General features: G+C 59.3%; 19 protein-coding genes. 12 read left to right on the top strand and 7 right to left on the bottom strand.

Annotated features, from left to right (window positions below; all coding sequences use genetic code 11):
• Positions 1–68 precede the first annotated feature (68 nt).
• Entirely contained in the window at positions 69–1,172 is a 1,104-nt protein-coding gene (rimI, locus tag N8H71_RS02230) for a ribosomal protein S18-alanine N-acetyltransferase (RefSeq protein ID WP_262192598.1), read from the top strand.
• A 5-nt stretch (positions 1,173–1,177) separates the two neighbouring features.
• On the opposite strand, the gene N8H71_RS02225 is transcribed toward rimI, so the two are convergent.
• Together N8H71_RS02225 and N8H71_RS02220 are read right to left on the bottom strand one after the other, a co-directional pair.
• Positions 1,178–2,323, bottom strand: a complete 1,146-nt coding sequence (locus N8H71_RS02225) for a PQQ-dependent sugar dehydrogenase (RefSeq protein WP_262192597.1) — start codon at positions 2,321–2,323, stop codon at positions 1,178–1,180.
• A 39-nt stretch (positions 2,324–2,362) separates the two neighbouring features.
• Entirely contained in the window at positions 2,363–2,704 is a 342-nt protein-coding gene (locus tag N8H71_RS02220) for a hypothetical protein (RefSeq protein ID WP_262192596.1), read from the bottom strand.
• A 177-nt stretch (positions 2,705–2,881) separates the two neighbouring features.
• On the opposite strand from N8H71_RS02220, the gene N8H71_RS02215 reads away from it, so the two are divergent.
• Positions 2,882–3,742, top strand: a complete 861-nt coding sequence (locus N8H71_RS02215; RefSeq protein WP_262192595.1) for a Ku protein — start codon at positions 2,882–2,884, stop codon at positions 3,740–3,742.
• A gap of 42 nt (positions 3,743–3,784) precedes the next feature.
• Here N8H71_RS02215 and lpxO read toward each other — a convergent pair whose 3' ends face one another.
• The gene (gene lpxO, locus N8H71_RS02210) at positions 3,785–4,684 is read right to left on the bottom strand and encodes a lipid A hydroxylase LpxO (protein WP_262192594.1); all 900 of its coding nucleotides are present in this window, start codon (positions 4,682–4,684) and stop codon (positions 3,785–3,787) included.
• A gap of 389 nt (positions 4,685–5,073) precedes the next feature.
• On the opposite strand from lpxO, the gene N8H71_RS02205 reads away from it, so the two are divergent.
• Together N8H71_RS02205 and N8H71_RS02200 are read left to right on the top strand one after the other, a co-directional pair.
• A complete protein-coding gene (locus tag N8H71_RS02205; RefSeq protein ID WP_262192593.1) occupies positions 5,074–6,660 on the top strand; it encodes an ABC-F family ATPase in 1,587 nt (528 codons plus the stop codon).
• A gap of 259 nt (positions 6,661–6,919) precedes the next feature.
• Positions 6,920–8,107, top strand: coding sequence for an MFS transporter (locus N8H71_RS02200; RefSeq protein ID WP_262192591.1), 1,188 nt, complete (start codon positions 6,920–6,922; stop codon positions 8,105–8,107).
• A 112-nt stretch (positions 8,108–8,219) separates the two neighbouring features.
• On the opposite strand, the gene N8H71_RS02195 is transcribed toward N8H71_RS02200, so the two are convergent.
• The gene (locus tag N8H71_RS02195; RefSeq protein WP_262192590.1) at positions 8,220–9,257 is read right to left on the bottom strand and encodes an alpha/beta hydrolase family protein; all 1,038 of its coding nucleotides are present in this window, start codon (positions 9,255–9,257) and stop codon (positions 8,220–8,222) included.
• 235 nt (positions 9,258–9,492) lie between these two features.
• Positions 9,493–10,104, bottom strand: a complete 612-nt coding sequence (locus N8H71_RS02190; RefSeq protein WP_262192589.1) for an FMN-dependent NADH-azoreductase — start codon at positions 10,102–10,104, stop codon at positions 9,493–9,495.
• Between the two features lie 127 nt (positions 10,105–10,231).
• Here N8H71_RS02190 and N8H71_RS02185 point away from each other — a divergent pair, with 127 nt between their 5' ends.
• Together N8H71_RS02185 and N8H71_RS02180 are read left to right on the top strand one after the other, a co-directional pair.
• Complete coding sequence (locus N8H71_RS02185; protein WP_262192588.1) at positions 10,232–11,140, top strand: LysR substrate-binding domain-containing protein; 909 nt, start codon at positions 10,232–10,234, stop codon at positions 11,138–11,140.
• Positions 11,137–11,496, top strand: a complete 360-nt coding sequence (locus tag N8H71_RS02180) for an MmcQ/YjbR family DNA-binding protein (protein WP_262192586.1) — start codon at positions 11,137–11,139, stop codon at positions 11,494–11,496. Before N8H71_RS02185 ends, N8H71_RS02180 begins: the two co-directional genes overlap by 4 nt.
• Here N8H71_RS02180 and N8H71_RS02175 read toward each other — a convergent pair.
• Together N8H71_RS02175 and N8H71_RS02170 are read right to left on the bottom strand one after the other, a co-directional pair.
• The gene (locus N8H71_RS02175) at positions 11,493–11,921 is read right to left on the bottom strand and encodes a DUF1294 domain-containing protein (RefSeq protein WP_262192585.1); all 429 of its coding nucleotides are present in this window, start codon (positions 11,919–11,921) and stop codon (positions 11,493–11,495) included. The genes N8H71_RS02180 and N8H71_RS02175 overlap by 4 nt on opposite strands.
• A complete protein-coding gene (locus tag N8H71_RS02170) occupies positions 11,918–12,748 on the bottom strand; it encodes an undecaprenyl-diphosphate phosphatase (protein WP_262192584.1) in 831 nt (276 codons plus the stop codon). Before N8H71_RS02170 ends, N8H71_RS02175 begins: the two co-directional genes overlap by 4 nt.
• Positions 12,749–13,051: 303 nt before the next feature.
• Here N8H71_RS02170 and N8H71_RS02165 point away from each other — a divergent pair, with 303 nt between their 5' ends.
• The 6 genes from N8H71_RS02165 (at position 13,052) to N8H71_RS02140 (ending at position 18,311) form a co-directional block, all read left to right on the top strand.
• Positions 13,052–14,686 carry a methyl-accepting chemotaxis protein gene (locus N8H71_RS02165; protein WP_262192583.1) on the top strand — a complete coding sequence of 545 codons (1,635 nt, stop codon included), beginning with the start codon at positions 13,052–13,054 and terminating at the stop codon, positions 14,684–14,686.
• 82 nt (positions 14,687–14,768) lie between these two features.
• Complete coding sequence (gene pnuC / locus N8H71_RS02160; protein ID WP_262192582.1) at positions 14,769–15,332, top strand: nicotinamide riboside transporter PnuC; 564 nt, start codon at positions 14,769–14,771, stop codon at positions 15,330–15,332.
• Entirely contained in the window at positions 15,329–15,853 is a 525-nt protein-coding gene (locus N8H71_RS02155) for an AAA family ATPase (RefSeq protein ID WP_262192580.1), read from the top strand. Before pnuC ends, N8H71_RS02155 begins: the two co-directional genes overlap by 4 nt.
• A 359-nt stretch (positions 15,854–16,212) precedes the next feature.
• Positions 16,213–16,662: a hypothetical protein gene (locus tag N8H71_RS02150; protein ID WP_011334013.1), complete on the top strand. Its 450-nt coding sequence runs from the start codon at positions 16,213–16,215 to the stop codon at positions 16,660–16,662.
• Positions 16,663–17,235 (top strand): adhesin, encoded by a 573-nt coding sequence (locus tag N8H71_RS02145; protein WP_262192579.1) that lies wholly within the window; start codon positions 16,663–16,665, stop codon positions 17,233–17,235.
• Positions 17,236–17,306: 71 nt separating this feature from the next.
• Positions 17,307–18,311 (top strand): heme utilization protein, encoded by a 1,005-nt coding sequence (locus tag N8H71_RS02140; protein ID WP_262192578.1) that lies wholly within the window; start codon positions 17,307–17,309, stop codon positions 18,309–18,311.
• The last annotated feature ends 28 nt before the right edge of the window (positions 18,312–18,339 follow it).

Below are 18,339 nucleotides of genomic sequence, written 5' to 3'. Positions count from 1 at the left end.
GACCTTTTCTATTAAGCACGAAGTTTTTCGAAAGTCCCGTTTCGTTACGCAACTTTTACGGTGGTCATATGAATGCTGTTTTTCGCCTGGCGGTCGTTGATGATTTGCCAGCGTTGCTTACGCTGGAGATGCACTGTTTCACCACGGACCGGCTCACCCGCCGCAGTTTCCAATGGATGATCACCCGGGCCCACGGGCAATTGTGGGTGGCCGAGTGCGAGGGCCAGCTGGCAGGTTATGCGCTGGTGCTGTTTCATCGCGGCACTTCGCTGGCCCGGCTGTATTCCATTGCGATTGCCCCCGAAGCGCGCGGCGGTGGTCTGGGCAAACAATTGCTGCAACGGATCGAGACCTGCGCGCTTGAGCACGACTGCGCCTACTTGCGACTGGAAGTGCGCACCGACAATCCGGCCGCCATCGCTCTGTACGAACGCAACGGCTACCGGCGCTTTGCGCTGATCCATGACTACTACGAAGATCACGCCGACGCGCTGCGTCTGGAGAAACGCATTCTCCAGCACCGCGATTCGCGCAACATCAAGGACCCCTATTACCGACAAACCACCGATTTCACCTGCGGCCCGGCCTGCCTGCTGATGGCCATGGGGGCGTTGCAGGCCGATCGTTTGCTGGAGCGGCGCGAGGAATTGCAGTTGTGGCGCGAAGCAACCACGGTGTTCATGACGGCCGGCCACGGCGGTTGCAGCCCGCAGGGCCTGGCACTGGCGGCCTGGCGCCGGGGTTTCAAAGTGCGTTTGCAACTGAGCATGTCCGGGCCGCTATTTCTCGACGGCGTGCGCGATGCGCATAAAAAAGACGTCATGCGCCTGGTCCATGACGAGTTCATGGCGCAACTGAGCGACACCGATGTCGATCAATCCATTGGCGTAACGATGGACTTAGCCGCACTTCTGGCCGGCGGTGGCCAGCCTCTGGTGCTGATCAGCAGCTATCGACTGACCCGTTCCAAGTCGCCGCACTGGGTGATCGTCACCGACTGCGATGAAGACTTCGTCTACCTGCACGACCCTGATGTCGATCACAGCCAGCATCGCCAGCCCATGGACTGCCAGCACGTGCCGGTCAGCCATGGGGAGTTCGACAAGATGTGCCGCTTCGGCCGTGGCAAGTTACGGGCGGCGGTGGTGCTTTACGCTCGCTCACCCGCGTGAAGGGTTCATTTGAGTCCGATCTTGTACAGCGAGCCGTCGGACTCATCGGTCAGCACATACAGGTAACCGTCCGGCCCCTGGCGCACATCACGGATCCGCTGTTTCAACTCACCCAGCAAGCGTTCTTCATGTACCACTTTGTCGCCGTCGAACTGCAAGCGGATCAGTTCCTGCGTCACCAGCGCACCGATGAACACGTTGTGCTGCCACGGTTTGAAGCGATCGGCATCGTAGAAAGCCATGCCGGTGACACCAGGGGATTTTTCCCAGACATGGTGTGGCCCTACCGTGCCTTCGGCGGTCTTGCCCTTGGCTTCCGGGATCGGTTGCATGGAGTAGTTGATGCCGTGGGTCGCCAGCGGCCAGCCGTAGTTCTTGCCGCGCTCGATGATGTTCACCTCATCGCCACCGCGCGGGCCGTGCTCGTTTTCCCACACGGTTCCGGTCCAGGGATTGAGTGCCGCGCCCTGAGGATTGCGGTGGCCGTAGGACCAGATCTCCGGACGTACGCCGGACTGGCCGACAAAGGGGTTGTCATCGGGCACCTTGCCGTCGGGGTAGATCCGCACGACCTTGCCTTGCAGCTTGTCCAGATCCTGCGCGGTCGGGCGGTCGTTGTTTTCGCCCAGGGTGATGAACAGATAACCGTCCCGGTCGAACACCAGTCGGGAACCGAAGTGGTTACCGACCGACAGCTTCGGTTCCTGACGGAAAATCACGTTGAAGTCCTTCAGGGTTTTCAGGTCATCCGACAGACGCCCGCGCCCTACCGCCGTCCCGGCCTTGCCACCCGCACCGCCGCCTTCGGCGTAGGACAGGTACACGAGGCGGTCCTGTTTGAAATCCGGTGACAACGCCACATCGAGCAATCCGCCCTGCCCCTTGGCCCAGACGTCCGGCACACCGGTGATCGGTGCAGACAGTTTGCCGTCAGCACCTACCACGCGCAGGTTGCCGGGGCGCTCGGTCACCAACATGCCCTGACGATCCGGCAGGAAAGCCAAGGCCCATGGGTGTTCGAGGCCTTGGGTAATCGTTGTGACTTCAAGAGTGCCCTGCTCGCTTTGCAGTTCTTTGGGAGCGGCGGCGAATACCGGGGAACAGATCAGAGCACTGGCACACAGGCCGGCCAGAAGGGTTTTACGCAACATGCACGATTCCTTTTGTTCGTTTGAGGGGCTGGATGCCATTCAACGGTTGCTTCCGCTGTCACGGACTGGAGGATTGGGGATGAAGGTGGGTGGCGTGCTCGGGACGGAGCGCAGCGGCTGGCTATTGCCGATGCCGCGGTTTTCCAGGGTCGGCGGCCGTGGCACGGGCACCGTATTCGGCCCGCGAACAGGCGGAGCGCTGGGCTGGGTGCCCTGCATGCTGTTGGGGTTCGCCCGGCGTATCGGGCTGTTGTAGGGATTGTTGCTGTTGCCGGTCGGACTTTGTGCCAGCAACGGGAATGAAGACGACATCGGGACATCGGCGTGAACCAGCCCGCCACTCAAGGCCAGCAAAGCGATGCCAAACAGAAAACGGTTCATGGACGGCCTCTCTCGATGCACGTGGGTTGGAGCCTTCGAGTCCACGCTACGCCGAGGGTTCGGATTTGTTAACCCGTTCCCGATAAACAAGATGTAACACGACTTGACCGTCAGCAACTTCCGGAAACTTTCACGCCCGGCTGCAGGTCACCCGAACATCACTCGGAGAACGGCACCATGGCTCGGGCAATCTGGAAAGGCGCAATCAGTTTCGGTCTCGTACACATTCCAGTGGCACTGGTGTCGGCAACATCCTCGCAGGGTGTGGATTTCGACTGGCTCGACAGCCGCAGCATGGATCCCGTTGGCTATAAACGGGTAAACAAAGTAACCGGCAAGGAAGTCACCAAAGAGCACATCGTCAAAGGCGTGCAGTTCGAAAAGGGCCGCTATGTAGTGCTCAGCGAGGAAGAAATCCGGTCGGCGCACCCGGTTTCGACGCAGACCATCGACATCTTTGCCTTCGTCGACAGCGAACAGATCCCGCTGCAGAACATCGATACGCCGTATTACCTGGCTCCGGACAAGCGCGGTGGCAAGGTCTACGCCTTGCTGCGTGAAACCCTGAGCAAAACCCAAAAGGTCGCCCTTGCCCGTGTGGTTTTACACACGCGCCAATACCTGGCGGCGCTTATGCCACTGGAGTCGGCGCTGGTGCTGGTGAAGCTGCGCTGGCCGCAGGAAGTGCGAAGCCTCGATGAGCTGGCGCTGGGCAGCGAAGTCACCAAGCCGCAGTTGGCCAAGGGCGAACTGGACATGGCCAAGCGGCTGGTGGAAGACATGACGGCAGACTGGACGCCCGAAGACTACAACGACGAGTTCGAAAACAAGATCATGGCGCTGGTGGACAAGAAGGCCCATGAAGGCAAGATCGAAGATGTCGAGACCGTTGATGGCGAAGAAGAGCGCAAATCGGCCGATGTTATCGACCTGACCGAACTGCTCAAGCGCAGTCTCGGCGGCAAGGCGCCGGCGAAACCTGCGAAGAAGACCGCCAGCAAGACAACACCGGCGAAGAAGACCCAAAAAGCGTCGTGAAAGTGAAATCGGGCGACTGCCTTTCAACAGTCGCCCGATTCATCAGATCAGAATGAAGATCGCCAGCAAACCGCCGAAGATCGCCCACTTCTCCATGTAATAGAGCTTGCGATTACGCTTTTTCAGCTCTTTGCCGCGCAGGCGAATTTTGTAGATCTTGGTAAACAAGCGGTTGATACCACCAGTGCGGTCGCCGGCATCGTTCGGCGCACCCGCTGCCGACATCACAGTGCGGCTGAACCAACCGTTGAACGCTGCTGCCCAGCGATACTTCATCGGCCGTTCGACGTCACAGAACAGAATGATGCGATTCTGATCGGTGGTGTTTTCCGCGTAGTGAATGAAGGTCTCGTCGAACATCACGGCTTCGCCATTACGCCAGTGATAGTTCTCGCCATCGACGTTGATGTAGCAACCGGCATCGTTCGGCGTTTCCAGGCCCAGGTGATAGCGGTAGGAACCGGCATACGGATCGCGGTGACGCACCAGTTTAGAGCCGGGTGGCAATTCAGCGAACATCGCGGCCTTGATCGAACCGATGCTCTGCACCAGTTCAGTAGTGCGCGGGCACAGTTGCAGCGCCGACGGGTGGCTGTCGCCGTACCACTTCAGGTAGAAACGCTTCCAGCCGGTTTTGAAGAACGAGTTGAAACCGACGTCGTCGTACTGATTCGAGCGCTTGATCTCGCCGGCGCGCAGCAGGTTGCGGCCTTCTTCGCGGATTTCTTCCCAGTGCGTCTGCAACGGACTCAGATCGGGGAAGTCCTTCGGATCCAGGTAAGGCGTGTTGGGCTTCTTCGAGAACAGATAGAGGAAGCAGTTGATCGGCGCCAGAAACGTCGAGTGATCGCTCAATTGACGACCGAGTTTGTGGCGCACGCGACCGCGCAGGTGAACGTATGCAATGGAAATGACATATACAGCGGCAATGATGAGTTTCACGGAAATCGTCACACGTCAGAAGTGAACAAACTGCGCGCCTTTAGGGCTGTGGCCCAAGGTCTGTGGCAGTGGTCTGAAATCAAAAAGCGTCCCGGTGGCGCATCCTTGAGCCCATGCCGTACAAGGCATTGGGTGAATGGATGGCATTTTAGCCACAGTTTGTAACCAATAGTGAACCTTCATCTGTGAAAAACTGTCCCGCGATTGCACCAATCGGCAATCCGGGTGTCACTGCCCTATCGTTTAAAGAGCCAGACCAGTACAATCGCCGCCAAACTTTACGCGCCCCCTTGGTTGATGACGGGAATTGCCCCGCCTCAGCGCACTTCGACTCGGGCCAAGCGCTCCGGCCGCACCTCGCTTCTCAGAATGCTTCGCAGGAAAAACCTTTGATTTCTACAGCTAACATCACCATGCAGTTCGGCGCCAAGCCGCTGTTTGAAAACGTTTCGGTCAAATTCAACAACGGCAACCGTTATGGCCTGATCGGCGCCAACGGTTGCGGCAAGTCGACCTTCATGAAGATCCTCGGCGGCGACCTCGAGCCGTCCGGTGGCCAGGTCATGCTGGAGCCGAACGTACGCCTGGGTAAATTGCGCCAGGATCAGTTCGCCTACGAAGAATTCACCGTGATCGACACCGTGATCATGGGTCACGAAGAGCTGTGGAAGGTCAAGGCCGAGCGCGATCGCATCTACTCGCTGCCGGAAATGAGCGAAGAAGACGGCATGGCCGTGGCCGAGCTGGAAACCGAGTTCGCCGAGATGGACGGCTACACCGCCGAATCCCGCGCCGGTGAACTGCTGCTGGGTCTGGGCATTCCGCTGGAACAGCATTTCGGCCCTATGACCGAAGTCGCGCCGGGCTGGAAGCTGCGTGTTCTTTTGGCTCAGGCACTGTTCTCCGATCCGGAAGTGCTGCTGCTCGACGAACCGACCAACCACCTGGACATCAACACCATCCGCTGGCTGGAAACGATTCTGACGGCGCGTAACAGCACCATGATCATCATTTCCCACGACCGTCACTTCCTGAACAGTGTCTGCACCCACATGGCCGACCTGGACTACGGCGAGCTGCGTCTGTTCCCTGGCAACTACGACGAGTACATGACCGCGGCGACCCAGTCCCGCGAGCAACTGCTGTCGGACAACGCCAAGAAGAAAGCGCAGATTGCCGAACTGCAGACGTTCGTCAGCCGCTTCTCGGCCAACGCCTCGAAAGCCAAGCAGGCCACTTCCCGCGCCAAGCAGATCGACAAGATCCAGCTGGCCGAGGTCAAGCCATCGAGCCGCGTGAGCCCGTTCATCCGCTTCGAGCAGACCAAAAAGCTGCACCGTCAGGCCGTGACCATCGAGCACATGTCCAAGGGCTTCGACGGCAAGACCCTGTTCAAGAACTTCAGCTTCACCGTTGAAGCCGGCGAGCGCGTAGCGATCATCGGCCCGAACGGTATCGGCAAGACCACCCTGCTGCGCACGCTGATGGGTGAACTGACCCCGGACGCGGGTTCGGTGAAGTGGACCGAAAGCGCGGAGCTGGGCTACTACGCTCAGGACCACGCCCACGACTTCGAAGACGATGTGAGCCTGTTCGACTGGATGGGTCAGTGGACTCAGGGCGAGCAAGTGATCCGTGGCACCCTCGGTCGCATGCTGTTCTCCAACGACGAGATCCTCAAGTCGGTGAAGGTGATTTCCGGTGGTGAACAAGGTCGCATGCTGTTCGGCAAGCTGATCCTGCAAAAGCCGAACGTACTGGTGATGGACGAACCGACCAACCACCTGGACATGGAATCGATCGAGGCGCTGAACCTGGCGCTGGAAAACTACCCGGGCACGCTGATCTTCGTCAGCCACGACCGTGAGTTCGTATCGTCCCTGGCCACCCGCATCATCGAGCTGAGCCCGAACGGCGTGACCGACTTCAGCGGCACCTACGACGATTACCTGCGCAGCCAAGGCGTGGTGTTCTGAGTCGAGCGGTAAACAGAAAGCCCTGTCCTTGTGACAGGGCTTTTGCATTTCAGACTCAACATTTGCGTTGAGCTCAATACCTTCGCGAGCAAGCTCGCTCCCACAGGTTGAATGCATTTCAGTGTGGGAGCGAGCTTGCTCGCGAAAGCGGCATTGGGGGCGCCGTCAATGGCGAGGGAAAATAGTTAGCCTGCTTTCTTTTATTTCAGCGCCAAGCCATGATGCGGACTCTCCCACCGCCGCCCGCGAACGAGTCCTCATGTCTGCGCAGCAAAAGCCTCCCCAAAGCTCCATGGCGATCACCCTGCAAATCATTTCCATCGTGTTCTATACCTTTATCGCCTTCCTCTGCATCGGCCTGCCGATTGCGGTGCTGCCTGGCTACGTGCACGAACAATTGGGTTTCAGCGCCGTCATTGCGGGGTTGGTGATCGGTTCGCAATACCTGGCGACCCTGCTCAGCCGCCCCATGGCCGGACGCATGTCGGACACCGTCGGCACTAAGCGGGCGATTGTTTATGGGTTACTGGGGATCGTGCTCAGCGGATTGCTGACGCTCGTGTCCACGCTGCTGCAAGCCTACCCGCTGACGAGCCTGATCATTCTGGTCGCCGGGCGTTTGCTGCTAGGGATCGCGCAGGGTTTGATCGGCGTCGGCACCATCAGTTGGTGCATGGGCCAGGTGGGCACCGAACATACCGCGCGGTCCATTGGCTGGAACGGCATCGCGTCCTATGGCGCCATTGCCATCGGCGCACCGCTGGGGGTGTTGATGGTGGCCGATTACGGCTTCACCAGTCTGGGAATCGCCTTGTCGGTGCTGGCGACCGGTGCGTTGCTGCTGATCCGCAACAAACCCTCGGTGCCGGTCATACGTGGGGAGCGCCTGCCGTTCTGGGCGGTGTTCGGGCGAATTGCGCCCTTCGGCGCCAGTTTGACCCTGGCCTCGATCGGCTACGGCACGCTCACTACATTCATCACCCTGTATTACCTCAATCGCGGCTGGAGCGGCGCGGCGTACTGCCTGACCGTGTTCGGCGTGTGTTTCATCGTGTCGCGGCTGATGTTTATCTCGGCAATCGCACGGTTTGGTGGTTTCACTTCAGCCATCGCCTGCATGATCATCGAAACCGTCGGGCTTGTCCTGTTGTGGCTGGCGCCCTCGACCGCGTTTGCGTTGATTGGAGCGGGACTCGCGGGGTTCGGCCTGTCGTTGGTGTATCCGGCACTGGGCGTTGAAGCGATCAAACAAGTACCGAGTTCCAGCCGTGGCGCCGGACTGGGTGCTTATGCCGTGTTTTTCGATCTGGCGCTGGCGATTGCCGGGCCGTTGATGGGGGCGGTGGCGCTGAATCTGGGCTATTCGTGGATTTTCTTCAGTGCGGCCGTGCTGTCGGTGACCGGACTGGGATTGACCTTGCTGCTCAAGCGTCGGGCAAAAAACTGAGCTTTATCACTGTGGGAGCGAGCTTGCTCGCGATGGCGGTCTGTCCGTCAAAACCTCTCGACTGACCTGACGCTATCGCGAGCAAGCTCGCTCCCACAAAGAGATACGCAACTTACTGATCTGCGGTCTGCATTCCCGCGCGGGTCGGCCTGCCCAAGGCATGGGAAAAGAACCGCCCGGCCTCGGAAATCAGGTTGCGGTGGATGTCTTCGCGGTCGACGCCATCGGCATCGGTGCACAGCGCCGGCATGGCGAGGATCTGCTCTTCGGTGCACGGCGCCATGAACACGAAGTGCCCTGCCCCGGCCAGCAGTTTGAAGTCCGGCGCAGTCGGCAGTTTGCGCGCCAACGCAGCGGCGTTTTTATCGAAAGCCACCAGTTTGTCGCCGTCGCCACTGTAGAGCAGCACCGGCACATGCACATCGGCCAGGGTGTGGCGGCCGAATTTCAGGCTCAACGGCGCCATCAGCAACAAGGCATGCACTCGCGGATCGGCGACAGGCTGTAAGTCATCGCGGTCGACGATCAGTTCGCCCTGTGTGTTGCAGGCATCGCGGTCATCCGGACGTTCCTGGCAGTAACGGCGCAAACGATTCAGATCAGGCTGTGCGCCGGACAGAATCAGCGCGGTTTCCCCCCCGGCCGAATAACCGATCACCCCGACCTGATCGGCATTCACGAACGGTGCGAGCATGCGATCGCCCAGCGTCGCGGTGATGGCTTCGGAAATCTGGATCGGCCGTCCGTAGAGGTTGCTCAATGTACCGAGGCGGCTGTGATCTTTGGAGTTGTCGCCCGGATGAATCACCGCCACCACCACAAAGCCCTTGCGTGCCAATGACGTCGCCAGATCGTGGAGGGCCAGCGGCGTGCCGGTATTGCCGTGGGACAGCATCAGCATCGGGAAGCGGCCAATGGCGACCTTGGTGTCTTGGCCTGCCTCGACCGAATATCCTTCGAGCAGGCTCATGTGTTCGCGGTCGCTGGAGGGATAGAACGCGATGGCGCGCATCGGTTGCAGATCCAGTGGATCGAGGAACGTCATCTCGTGATAGCCGACGCTCCAGCGCGGGTGTTGCCCAGGCGCAGCGTGCACTGAATTCAGGCTGCCGAGCAGGCAAATCAGTAACGCTGCACAAAGACGCATCATGGGATGCCCCACCCTGTTGTTACTCAATCGAAAGATCCGTTGTGTTCGACGCCCGAAACTCCGTGGTTCGGTGATCCGGCGCGGCGTTGCACTCAGACGTTGATCATCAGACTGCATAACCCGGGCCAGATTATGTAACAGTCAGAAACAAAAAACTCCGTATCTGGCCCTTGCAGAACCAGAATACAGAGTTTTTTTTCGATTGCCTGAACAGAAGCTGTTCTTTACGCAAGCCTTACGCGGCGGCGAACAGTTGCTCACTGATCTTGGTGTGAGCGGCGCTCATGGCGTTGTTGCGAACTTCTTCACCGTAGGCCAGACCTTCGGCGCGAACGATTTCGATGTCAGTGATGCCGAGGAAGCCGAAGACCAGTTTCAGGTATTCCTCGTGAGCTACGCCCGAAGCCTGACCGGCATGAATGCCGCCAGCGGTGGAAACGATCACCACTTTCTTGCCACCGCACAGGCCTTCAGGGCCGGCTTCGGTGTAACGGAAAGTCTGACCGGCGACGGCGATGCGGTCGATCCATGCTTTAAGCTGGGTCGGAACGGTGAAGTTGTACATCGGTGCAGCGACGACGATGGCGTCGGCAGCGATGAATTCGGCCAGGGTGGTGGCGCTCAGTTCGGCTTCGTGCTGTTGTGCGGCGTTGCGCAGTTCAGCGGTGGTGCCGGCGGCCACCAGGGTGGTCGACGAGAAGTGGCTGATGGCGTCGGCGGCCAGGTCACGGTAGGTCACGACAGCACTTGGCTCGGCGGCTTGCCAGGCTTTGGTGACCTGACTGCTCAACTGACGGGAAGCAGAGTTGTCGCCCAGAATGCTCGAATCGATGTGCAGCAGTTTCATGTGGAATCTCCTGGAATGAATCGCCGGTGGCGACGGAATGGAGACAATCCTACCGACGAATCCAATAGCTGATTAGCCGGTAACAATGCGATAGTTCGTCCCACTGATAGAACAGTTGGATTTCCTTATGCAAGACCTCAACGATCTCTACTATTTCGCCAAAGTGGTCGAGGCCGGCGGATTCGCCGCTGCCGGGCGACTGCTGGGCATCCCCAAATCACGCCTGTCGCGACGGATTGCCGAGCTGGAGGAGCGCCTCCGCGCACGCCTGCTGCAACGCACCACCCGCCAGTTGAAGCTGACCGCCGTTGGCGAGCGTTATCTGCGGCACTGCCAGGCCATGTTGCTGGAAGCGGAAATGGCCGATGAAGCGGTGGCCAGCATGTCCAGTGAACCCCGTGGACGACTGCGGGTTTCCAGCCCGACGGGGCTGGCCCATGAAATGTTGCCGGTGGTGATCAGCAACTTCCTCGACAAGTACCCGCAGGTACAACTGGAGGTCACCCTGATCAATCGTCGGGTGGATCTGATCACCGAGGGCATCGATGTGGCGCTGCGGGTACGCGAACATGGCGATGAAGACCCGATGCTGGTGACCCGTCGTTTGCGTCAGGCGCAAATGGTGGTGGTGGCGAGTCCTTCCTTTATAGAGGGCGTCGAGATCAATCACCCCCAAGACCTGAAAAACCTGCCGGTGCTCGGCGCACTGGAGGCTGATCGCATGGTCCACGTGCGTCTGCTCGATCAGACTGGAAAAAGTTGCGATCTGGCGCTGGAGGCCCGGCTGGGGATCGACGATTTCATTGTGCGCAAAGCCTGTGTGCTGGCGGGTCAGGGCTTCACGCTGCTGCCGATGATGTATTGCGAAGCGGAGCTAGCCAACGGCACGCTGGTTCAGTTGCTGCCTGAGTGGTCATTGCCCGGCGGCTGGCTGCAAGCGGTGTACCCGCACCGGCGCGGAGTGATGCCGGCGGTGCGCGCATGGATCGACCACCTCGTCGAATCGTTCAATGCCTGTGGAGAGCGGCTGTTATGAAGCAAGGAAAGATGAGCGAGAAGGATGTTGCGGAGTTCTGCCTGGCCTTGCCCGGTGCCCGGGAAGATTACAAATGGGGTGGCGTGCGGGTGTTTTCGATTGCCGGCAACAAGATGTTCGCCTTGCAGGGATTGCGCGGTGATTCGCTGGCATTCAAGGTCGACAAGGATCTGTTTCTCGGTCATTGCGACCGGCCGGGCATTCACCCGGCGCCGTATCTGGCCAGAGCGCAATGGATCATCATGCACCCGCCCTACCCGCTGGGCGCCGAGGAACTTCAGGGGCTGCTGCAACGTTCTCACCAATTGGTGGTGAGCAAGTTGCCCAAGCGCACTCAGATCGGGTTGCTGCTTTAGAACAATGCCAGCAGGTTCGAACCGAGGAACAGCTGATCGATCCAGAATATCTGGTGCAGCGCCACGATCATCCAGAACAGAATCTGGAACGACACCTTGCGCGTCTTGTGCCGGAACACCTGCTGGGCGATCAACGCGCCCGGCCAGCCACCGGCCAGTTCGACCGCGTGCAAGATGTTTTCCGGCGTACGCCAAGCGTCGGCGCGCGCCTTGCGTTTGTCCGCCCAGTACAGAAAAAACGCCAGTACGCTGACCAGCCCGTAAGCCGTCAGCGGTACCAGGGAAATCCCGCGCAGCCACATCGATAGTGAGCCGAACAACGGCAACGCGCAGACGATCAGCAGTACCACCAACTTCAGTTTCAGGTTCTGAATACTGCCGCCGCCGGGCCCTCGCTCCGGGCGACGTGCGCGGGAATCACTCATGGTTTGGCCGCCGACCAGTCCACCCAGCCGAACTGCCAGGTCGCCAGAATCACCAGACCGAAGACGATCCGGTACCAGGCAAACGCCGCATAGCTGTGACTGCCGATGAACTTGAGCAAGCCGCGCACCGCGATCATGGCGAAGATGAACGCCGTGACAAAACCGATGGCAAACACCGGGAAGTCAGCCGGAACGAACAGATTGCGGTACTTGTAGCCCGAATACACCGCCGCACCGACCATGGTCGGCATCGCCAGGAAGAACGAAAACTCGGTGGCTGTCTTGCGGGACAGACCGAAGAGCAGGCCGCCGATGATGGTCGAGCCGGAGCGCGAGGTGCCGGGGATCATGGCCAGGCATTGGGCAAAGCCGATCTTCAGGGCATCTGTCCAGCGAATCTCGTCAACCGTTTCGGCATGCACTTCATGTTGGCGCTGTTCGGCCCACAACATGATGATCCCGCCCACCACCAGCGCGGCCGCAACGGTGATCGGGTTGAACAGGTATTCATGAATCAGATCCGCGAAGATCACGCCCAGCACCACGGCGGGCAGGAACGCGATCAGCAGATTGGCGGTAAAACGCCGAGCACTCGGCTGGGTCGGCAAGCCGATGACCACGTCGAGAATCTTGCGGCGAAACTCCCAGACCACCGCGAGAATCGCGCCGAGCTGAATGATGATGTTGAACGCCATGGCCCGCTCGCCTCCGAATTCGAGCAAGTCGGCAACAATGATCTGGTGTCCGGTACTGGAAATGGGCAAAAACTCCGTCAGCCCCTCTACAACTCCTAGAATCAATGCCTGCAAGGCGGTCCAAAGATCCATCAATCCCCCAGAGAGCGATGCACGGCGGCATGCTCCGATAGTATTTTTTACGTTCACTGCGCTCAGCGTAGCTGGTTGAAGCTGTACCGATTCCGCGCGCACAGGATCCACACGAAACAGTCAAAATTCCGTGAAAAATCAATTTGGATTCAGGTTTTCACGCGCGGCGCCGAAATCCTAACAGACAAGCCGTAATAGCGCTGCCGCGTTATACGACTTGGGTCGCGTATGCCCGGTCACCGAAACGTGATTGGATGCTGGCGGTGGTTTATTACAAGAAAAAGAATCCGGAGTGACAGCGTTATGAACAGCTTGCGCAGTGTGTCGATCAGCCGACGCTTGTGGCTCATCTTGATTGTGGCAGTGGTCATGCTGCTGACGTTGGGCGTGTTGATGCTCAAGCAGATCCACGATGACCTTTACCACGCCAAAGCCCAGAAAACCCAGCATGTGGTACAGACCGCCAGCGGTTTGCTGACTTACTACCAGGGCCTCGAAGCGGCAGGCACCCTGACTCGCGATGTGGCGCAGAAACAGGCGCTGACCGCGATCCGTGGCCTGCGCTATGACCAGAACGACTACTTCTGGATCAATGACCTCACGCCCGTGATGGTCATGCACCCGACCAACCCGAAACTTGAAGGCCAGAACCTCTCGGCGATTCGCGACCCGGACGGTTTCGCAGTGTTCAACGAGATGGTCGCCATCGCGAAAGCCAAAGGCGCCGGCATGGTCGATTACCGTTGGCCCAAGCCCGGTGCCAGTGAGCCCGTGGCCAAGACCTCTTACGTGAAACTGTTCGAGCCGTGGGGCTGGGTGATCGGTTCGGGCGTGTATGTCGATGACGTGCAGGCCGAGTTCCAGGGGCAGGTGATCAAGGCGTCGGTGGTCGGGCTGGTCATCGCGGTGATCATGGCGCTGCTGGTAATTCTGATTGCCCGCAGCATCGTCCGCCCGTTGCAGGAAACCGTGAATGCCATGGCCAACATCGCCAGCGGCGAAAGCGATCTGACCCGTAGCCTCGACACCCATGGTCAGGACGAAGTGACCCAACTGGCGCACCATTTCAACGCCTTCACTGCCAAACTGCGCCGGGTGATCGGCGATTTGCAGGTGTCTGCCAGCGCACTGGGCCAATCGTCCAGCGAGCTGGGCAACGATGCGACTCAGGCCCAGCAACGCAGCCAACAGCAATCGCAGCAAATGGAACTGGTAGCGACCGCCGTCAACGAAGTGACTTACGGCGTGCAGGATGTGGCGAAAAACGCCGAGCACGCCGCCAGCGAAATGCGCGACGCCGAAGCCCAGGCCCAACAAGGCCAGATCAATATCGACGGCAGTCTGCAACAGATCGACAAGCTGTCCGGCACCATCGACCAGGCCGTCGAAGTGATCCGCACGCTCGCAACCGAGAGCACGCAGATCGGCAGCGTGCTGGAAGTGATTCGGTCGATTGCCGAACAGACCAACCTGCTCGCGCTCAACGCAGCCATTGAAGCGGCCCGCGCCGGTGAACAGGGACGTGGTTTTGCGGTGGTCGCCGATGAGGTCCGCCTGCTCGCGCAGCGTACGCAGAAGTCCACGGCGGAAATCCAGACGATGATCGAACGCCTGCAAAACCATTCCGAAGCCGCCGTGAAAGTGATCGGCGACAGCAGCAAGGCTTCGCAACTGACCATTGAGCAGGCCGGCCTGGCCAGTGCCAGCCTGAACGCCATCGGCCAGGCACTGCGCAACCTCAATGGCCTGAACGCCTCGATTGCCAGCGCAACGCTGCAACAGGCGCATGTGGTCGAAGACATCAATCAGAACGTCACCCAGGCGGCCGGTTTGTCCCACAGCACCGCGCTGGCAGCCGAACAGTCGAGCGTGGCCAGTGTGAAGCTGGGCCAGCTCAGCGAGCAACTGAACGGCTTGCTGCGCCAATTCCGCGTCTGACTCCCCATAACCGGTGGGAACTCGTTTCCCACCGGTTTTTCGGTACAATCCGCTCCCTTCCCCACTCCCCCAAGGATCCTGCATGTCCGGGCTCGAACTGTTTGCCGCCGCCCTCGGTGTGATCGCCGTGTGGCTCACGGTCAAACAGAATCCGTGGTGCTGGCCGATCGGGCTGGTCATGGTGTCGCTCTACACCTGGGTCTTCTTCGAGGTGAAGCTGTATTCGGACATGTTGCTGCAGGTCGTTTATGCCGGGCTGCAAGTCTATGGCTGGTGGCAATGGACACGGGCCGGAACGATGCATGACGGACGCGAAGTGAGCCGGCTCGACACCCGCTCGATCTTGCAGGGACTGACCATCGGCGCCATCGGCAGTTTGTTGCTGGGTGCCGCCATGGCGCACTGGACGGACGCTGCTCAACCCTGGCTGGATGCAGCGCTGACGGGTTTCAGTCTGGTCGCGCAATTCTGGATGGCCCATAAACGCCTGCAATGCTGGGCACTGTGGTTCGTACTGGATGTGATCTTCGTCGGTCTGTTCCTTTATAAGGAGCTGTACCTCACTGCTGCGCTGTACGCCCTGTTTACCCTGATCGCGGTGCAAGGCTGGCGCGAATGGCGTGCCGATCCGGCGCTGCAACGATGAAAGTGATTGTCCTGACCGGCCCCGAATCCACGGGCAAGAGCTGGCTGGCGGCCGCAATTCAACAGCAGTTCGGTGGTTTGCGGGTGGACGAATATGTGCGCTGGTTCATCGAGCAGAACCCTCGGGATACGTGCCTGGCCGACATCCCCGAAATCGCTCGCGGCCAGTTACGGTGGGAAGACGCTGCTCGCGCGCAGCAACCGCGACTGCTGATTCTCGATACCCATTTATTGAGCAACATCCTGTGGAGCCAGACCCTGTTTGGCGACTGCCCGCCCTGGCTGGAAACCGAGCTGCTGGCGCGTCGTTACGACCTGCACCTGCTGCTCTCCCCCGAGCAGATCGAGTGGACGGACGATGGTCAGCGGTGCCAGCCCGACTTGAGTGAACGACGCTCGTTCTATAACGCCACTCGAGCCTGGCTGGAAACCCATGGCCAACCCTTGCAGATCATTCAGGGCAACTGGGGCGAACGCCATCAGCAAGCCTTCGATGCGGTTCGCGTCCTGCTGGCGGACTGACCCGGTTTTCGGGGTGCCTGACCCGGTGTTTCACCCTGAATTGGGGCAAAAGTGTCCATTCCTGAAACACTCCCGCGGGTGCAAAGTGCCCGTCTCAAGGCTCTTCATCCCTTTGTCATCCGACTTGTTACTCAATTGAAACACTCCCCTGCAAACCCTTGTTCCAGAGCATTGCAATGGCTTCAGGGCTTTGCAGGAGCCGCTATCTGTTTCAGCATTGAAACAACATCTGTATCAACACTGCGCCCAATCTCCCCAACCGATTGAAATCAAAGGTTTTTTAAAAAGCGGCACAGCTTTCGCTCTCTCCTTCACAACGCTGACCACAGGCCCAGCCCACTGAAGAAGGAATTGCCGCCGTGGGGAATATAAACAAAGCCTTTACCTGCCTTCTGCTGATCGGATCAGCCGCCAGCACATTCCTCAGTTTCAACGTTCAGGCCGAAGGCAATGGCGTGATCGTGCTCAATCGTGACGTCCAGCCGATCCCGATAGGCCGCAGTGGCGGCAAAGACCCCTACCCGACCACCGTCAACGCCAACCCTTCGGGCCGAATCGATCAAGCGATGACCAGCACCGAACTCAACGATGGTGAATTTGCCAGTGTAGCCAGCGGGTCTTCGATTCGCGGCAGCATCACCACCCCGACTTCAAACATCCCCGGCATGAACACCGTGACCAACCCGAATGGTCTGCCTGGCATGGGAGGCGGACACGGCGGCGGTGCCGGCGGCTCGATCTCCAATACCGTCAACCGGGCCATGAGCTCCGGCCTGGCTCCTCTGACCCGCATGGCTGGAGGCCAATAAATGAATCGCTCTCTGCTCTTGCTCGCCCTCCTCGGCTGCACCAGCGCAATGGCCGACCCGAGTTCCGTGAACAACGCAAACATTCAGGAAACCGGCATCCAGTATCGCGGCAACTACAACGTCAACCAGGCGGCCGGCGACCAGATGCAACAGACCAACACCAAAGCGATCGCCATTGGCACCAATGCCAGCGCGACCACCCGTGTCATCCAGCACATCGACACGCCCGCCGACCGCACTGGTAATGCCAGCGCCACCATTGGCGGCAACTCTTTCACAAATGGCAACGGGATCCTGGGCGTGAACCAGGGCGCCGGGGCCAATAACCAGATGGCCAACGTTACGCGCGTCAGCATCAGTGCTGCCCCGCAGAGCGTTGACGATAGCGCCCTTTCCCAACAGAACGTGGCGTTGTTACCGAGCTCAGGAGCAACTGGCACCTCACCCGGCAGTCGCCAGGTCACGACAAGTGATCAGGCCTTCACCGGCAGCCGAGGGGTGATCCAGGTGAACCAGAGTGCCGGGGTGGGGAACCGAATGGCTAACACCCTGAGCATCCGGGTCGCAGACTGACCCAAACAAGAAGCAGTGCAATTAGAAAGTACCAACACTTAACCAACTAATAAGCACGACGGAGAAACACCATGAAACCTACAATGGCCCTCAAACCACTGGTTTTCGCACTCGCAGCAGTGATGGCAATCGCAGCACAGGCAGGCGGTCGTGATGATGACAATCACGGTCATGGTAACGGGCACGGCAATGGTCATGGCAACCATGAACCAAAAGGCCCAACCCTGGAACAACTGCTGCAAATCGGTGCTGGCGCCGGGGCTGCAGTGCTCGACACTCAAAACAGCTCTGGCAACCTGGTCGGCAACCAAGGCACCAAAAACGATGCCTCCGTCCGCGACTCGGCCAACGGCACCAACGGCAACGTTGGCATGAACAACACCGCCGGCGATGGCAACCAGCAAGACAACGCCGCGGCTCTGGCAACTGCCGACGAAAGCTTCATCTTCGGCTCTGCGGTGTCTGTTTCCAGCGCGACTCAGGTCAACACCAACAACGCTGTTGCGAACTACTCCACCACCAACAACGCCAACCTCAACAACGTGGGTAACGGCGGTTCCGGCAACATTGGCGTGAACAACAGTGCCGGCAACTTCAACCAACAGAAAAACAACCTGGCAATTGCTGTATCGGGTGGTCGTGTAGCTAACGCCGCTGCTGCTGCGAACCAAAGCTCCACTGGCCTGACTGTGTCCAACTACGGCACTCAAACCTACAAGAAAGATACCCTCACCGGCACTTTCGCCGGGGCTGGCGCGTTCTACGCGAAAGGCACTGCAAAAATCGAAGACGACGATCACGGTCATGGCGGATATGGCAATAACGACAGAGGCCATGGCGGCGACAAAGATCAAAAAGCCAAATTCGAAGCAGTGGGTGTCTTTGGCCTGGCAGGTGTGACCACTCAACAAGTGATGACCCCTGATGGCTGGAAAAACCCTGTGACCAACAACGCTTCTATCTCCAATGTTGGTAACAACTTCTCGGGTAACGCTGGTTACAACAACGCCGCTGGTGTTGGCAACCAACAAAGCAACTCGCTGTCCATCGCCGCAGGTTGCAAAGCCTGCATGTAATCGCGATCGAAACGAAAGCCCCGGAAAC

The sequence above is a fragment of the Pseudomonas koreensis genome (genome assembly GCF_025447595.1).
Lineage (GTDB): Bacteria > Pseudomonadota > Gammaproteobacteria > Pseudomonadales > Pseudomonadaceae > Aquipseudomonas > Aquipseudomonas koreensis_H.
Note: the sequence above shows the minus strand (reverse complement) of the source record. Positions and strands in the feature narration are given on the sequence as shown.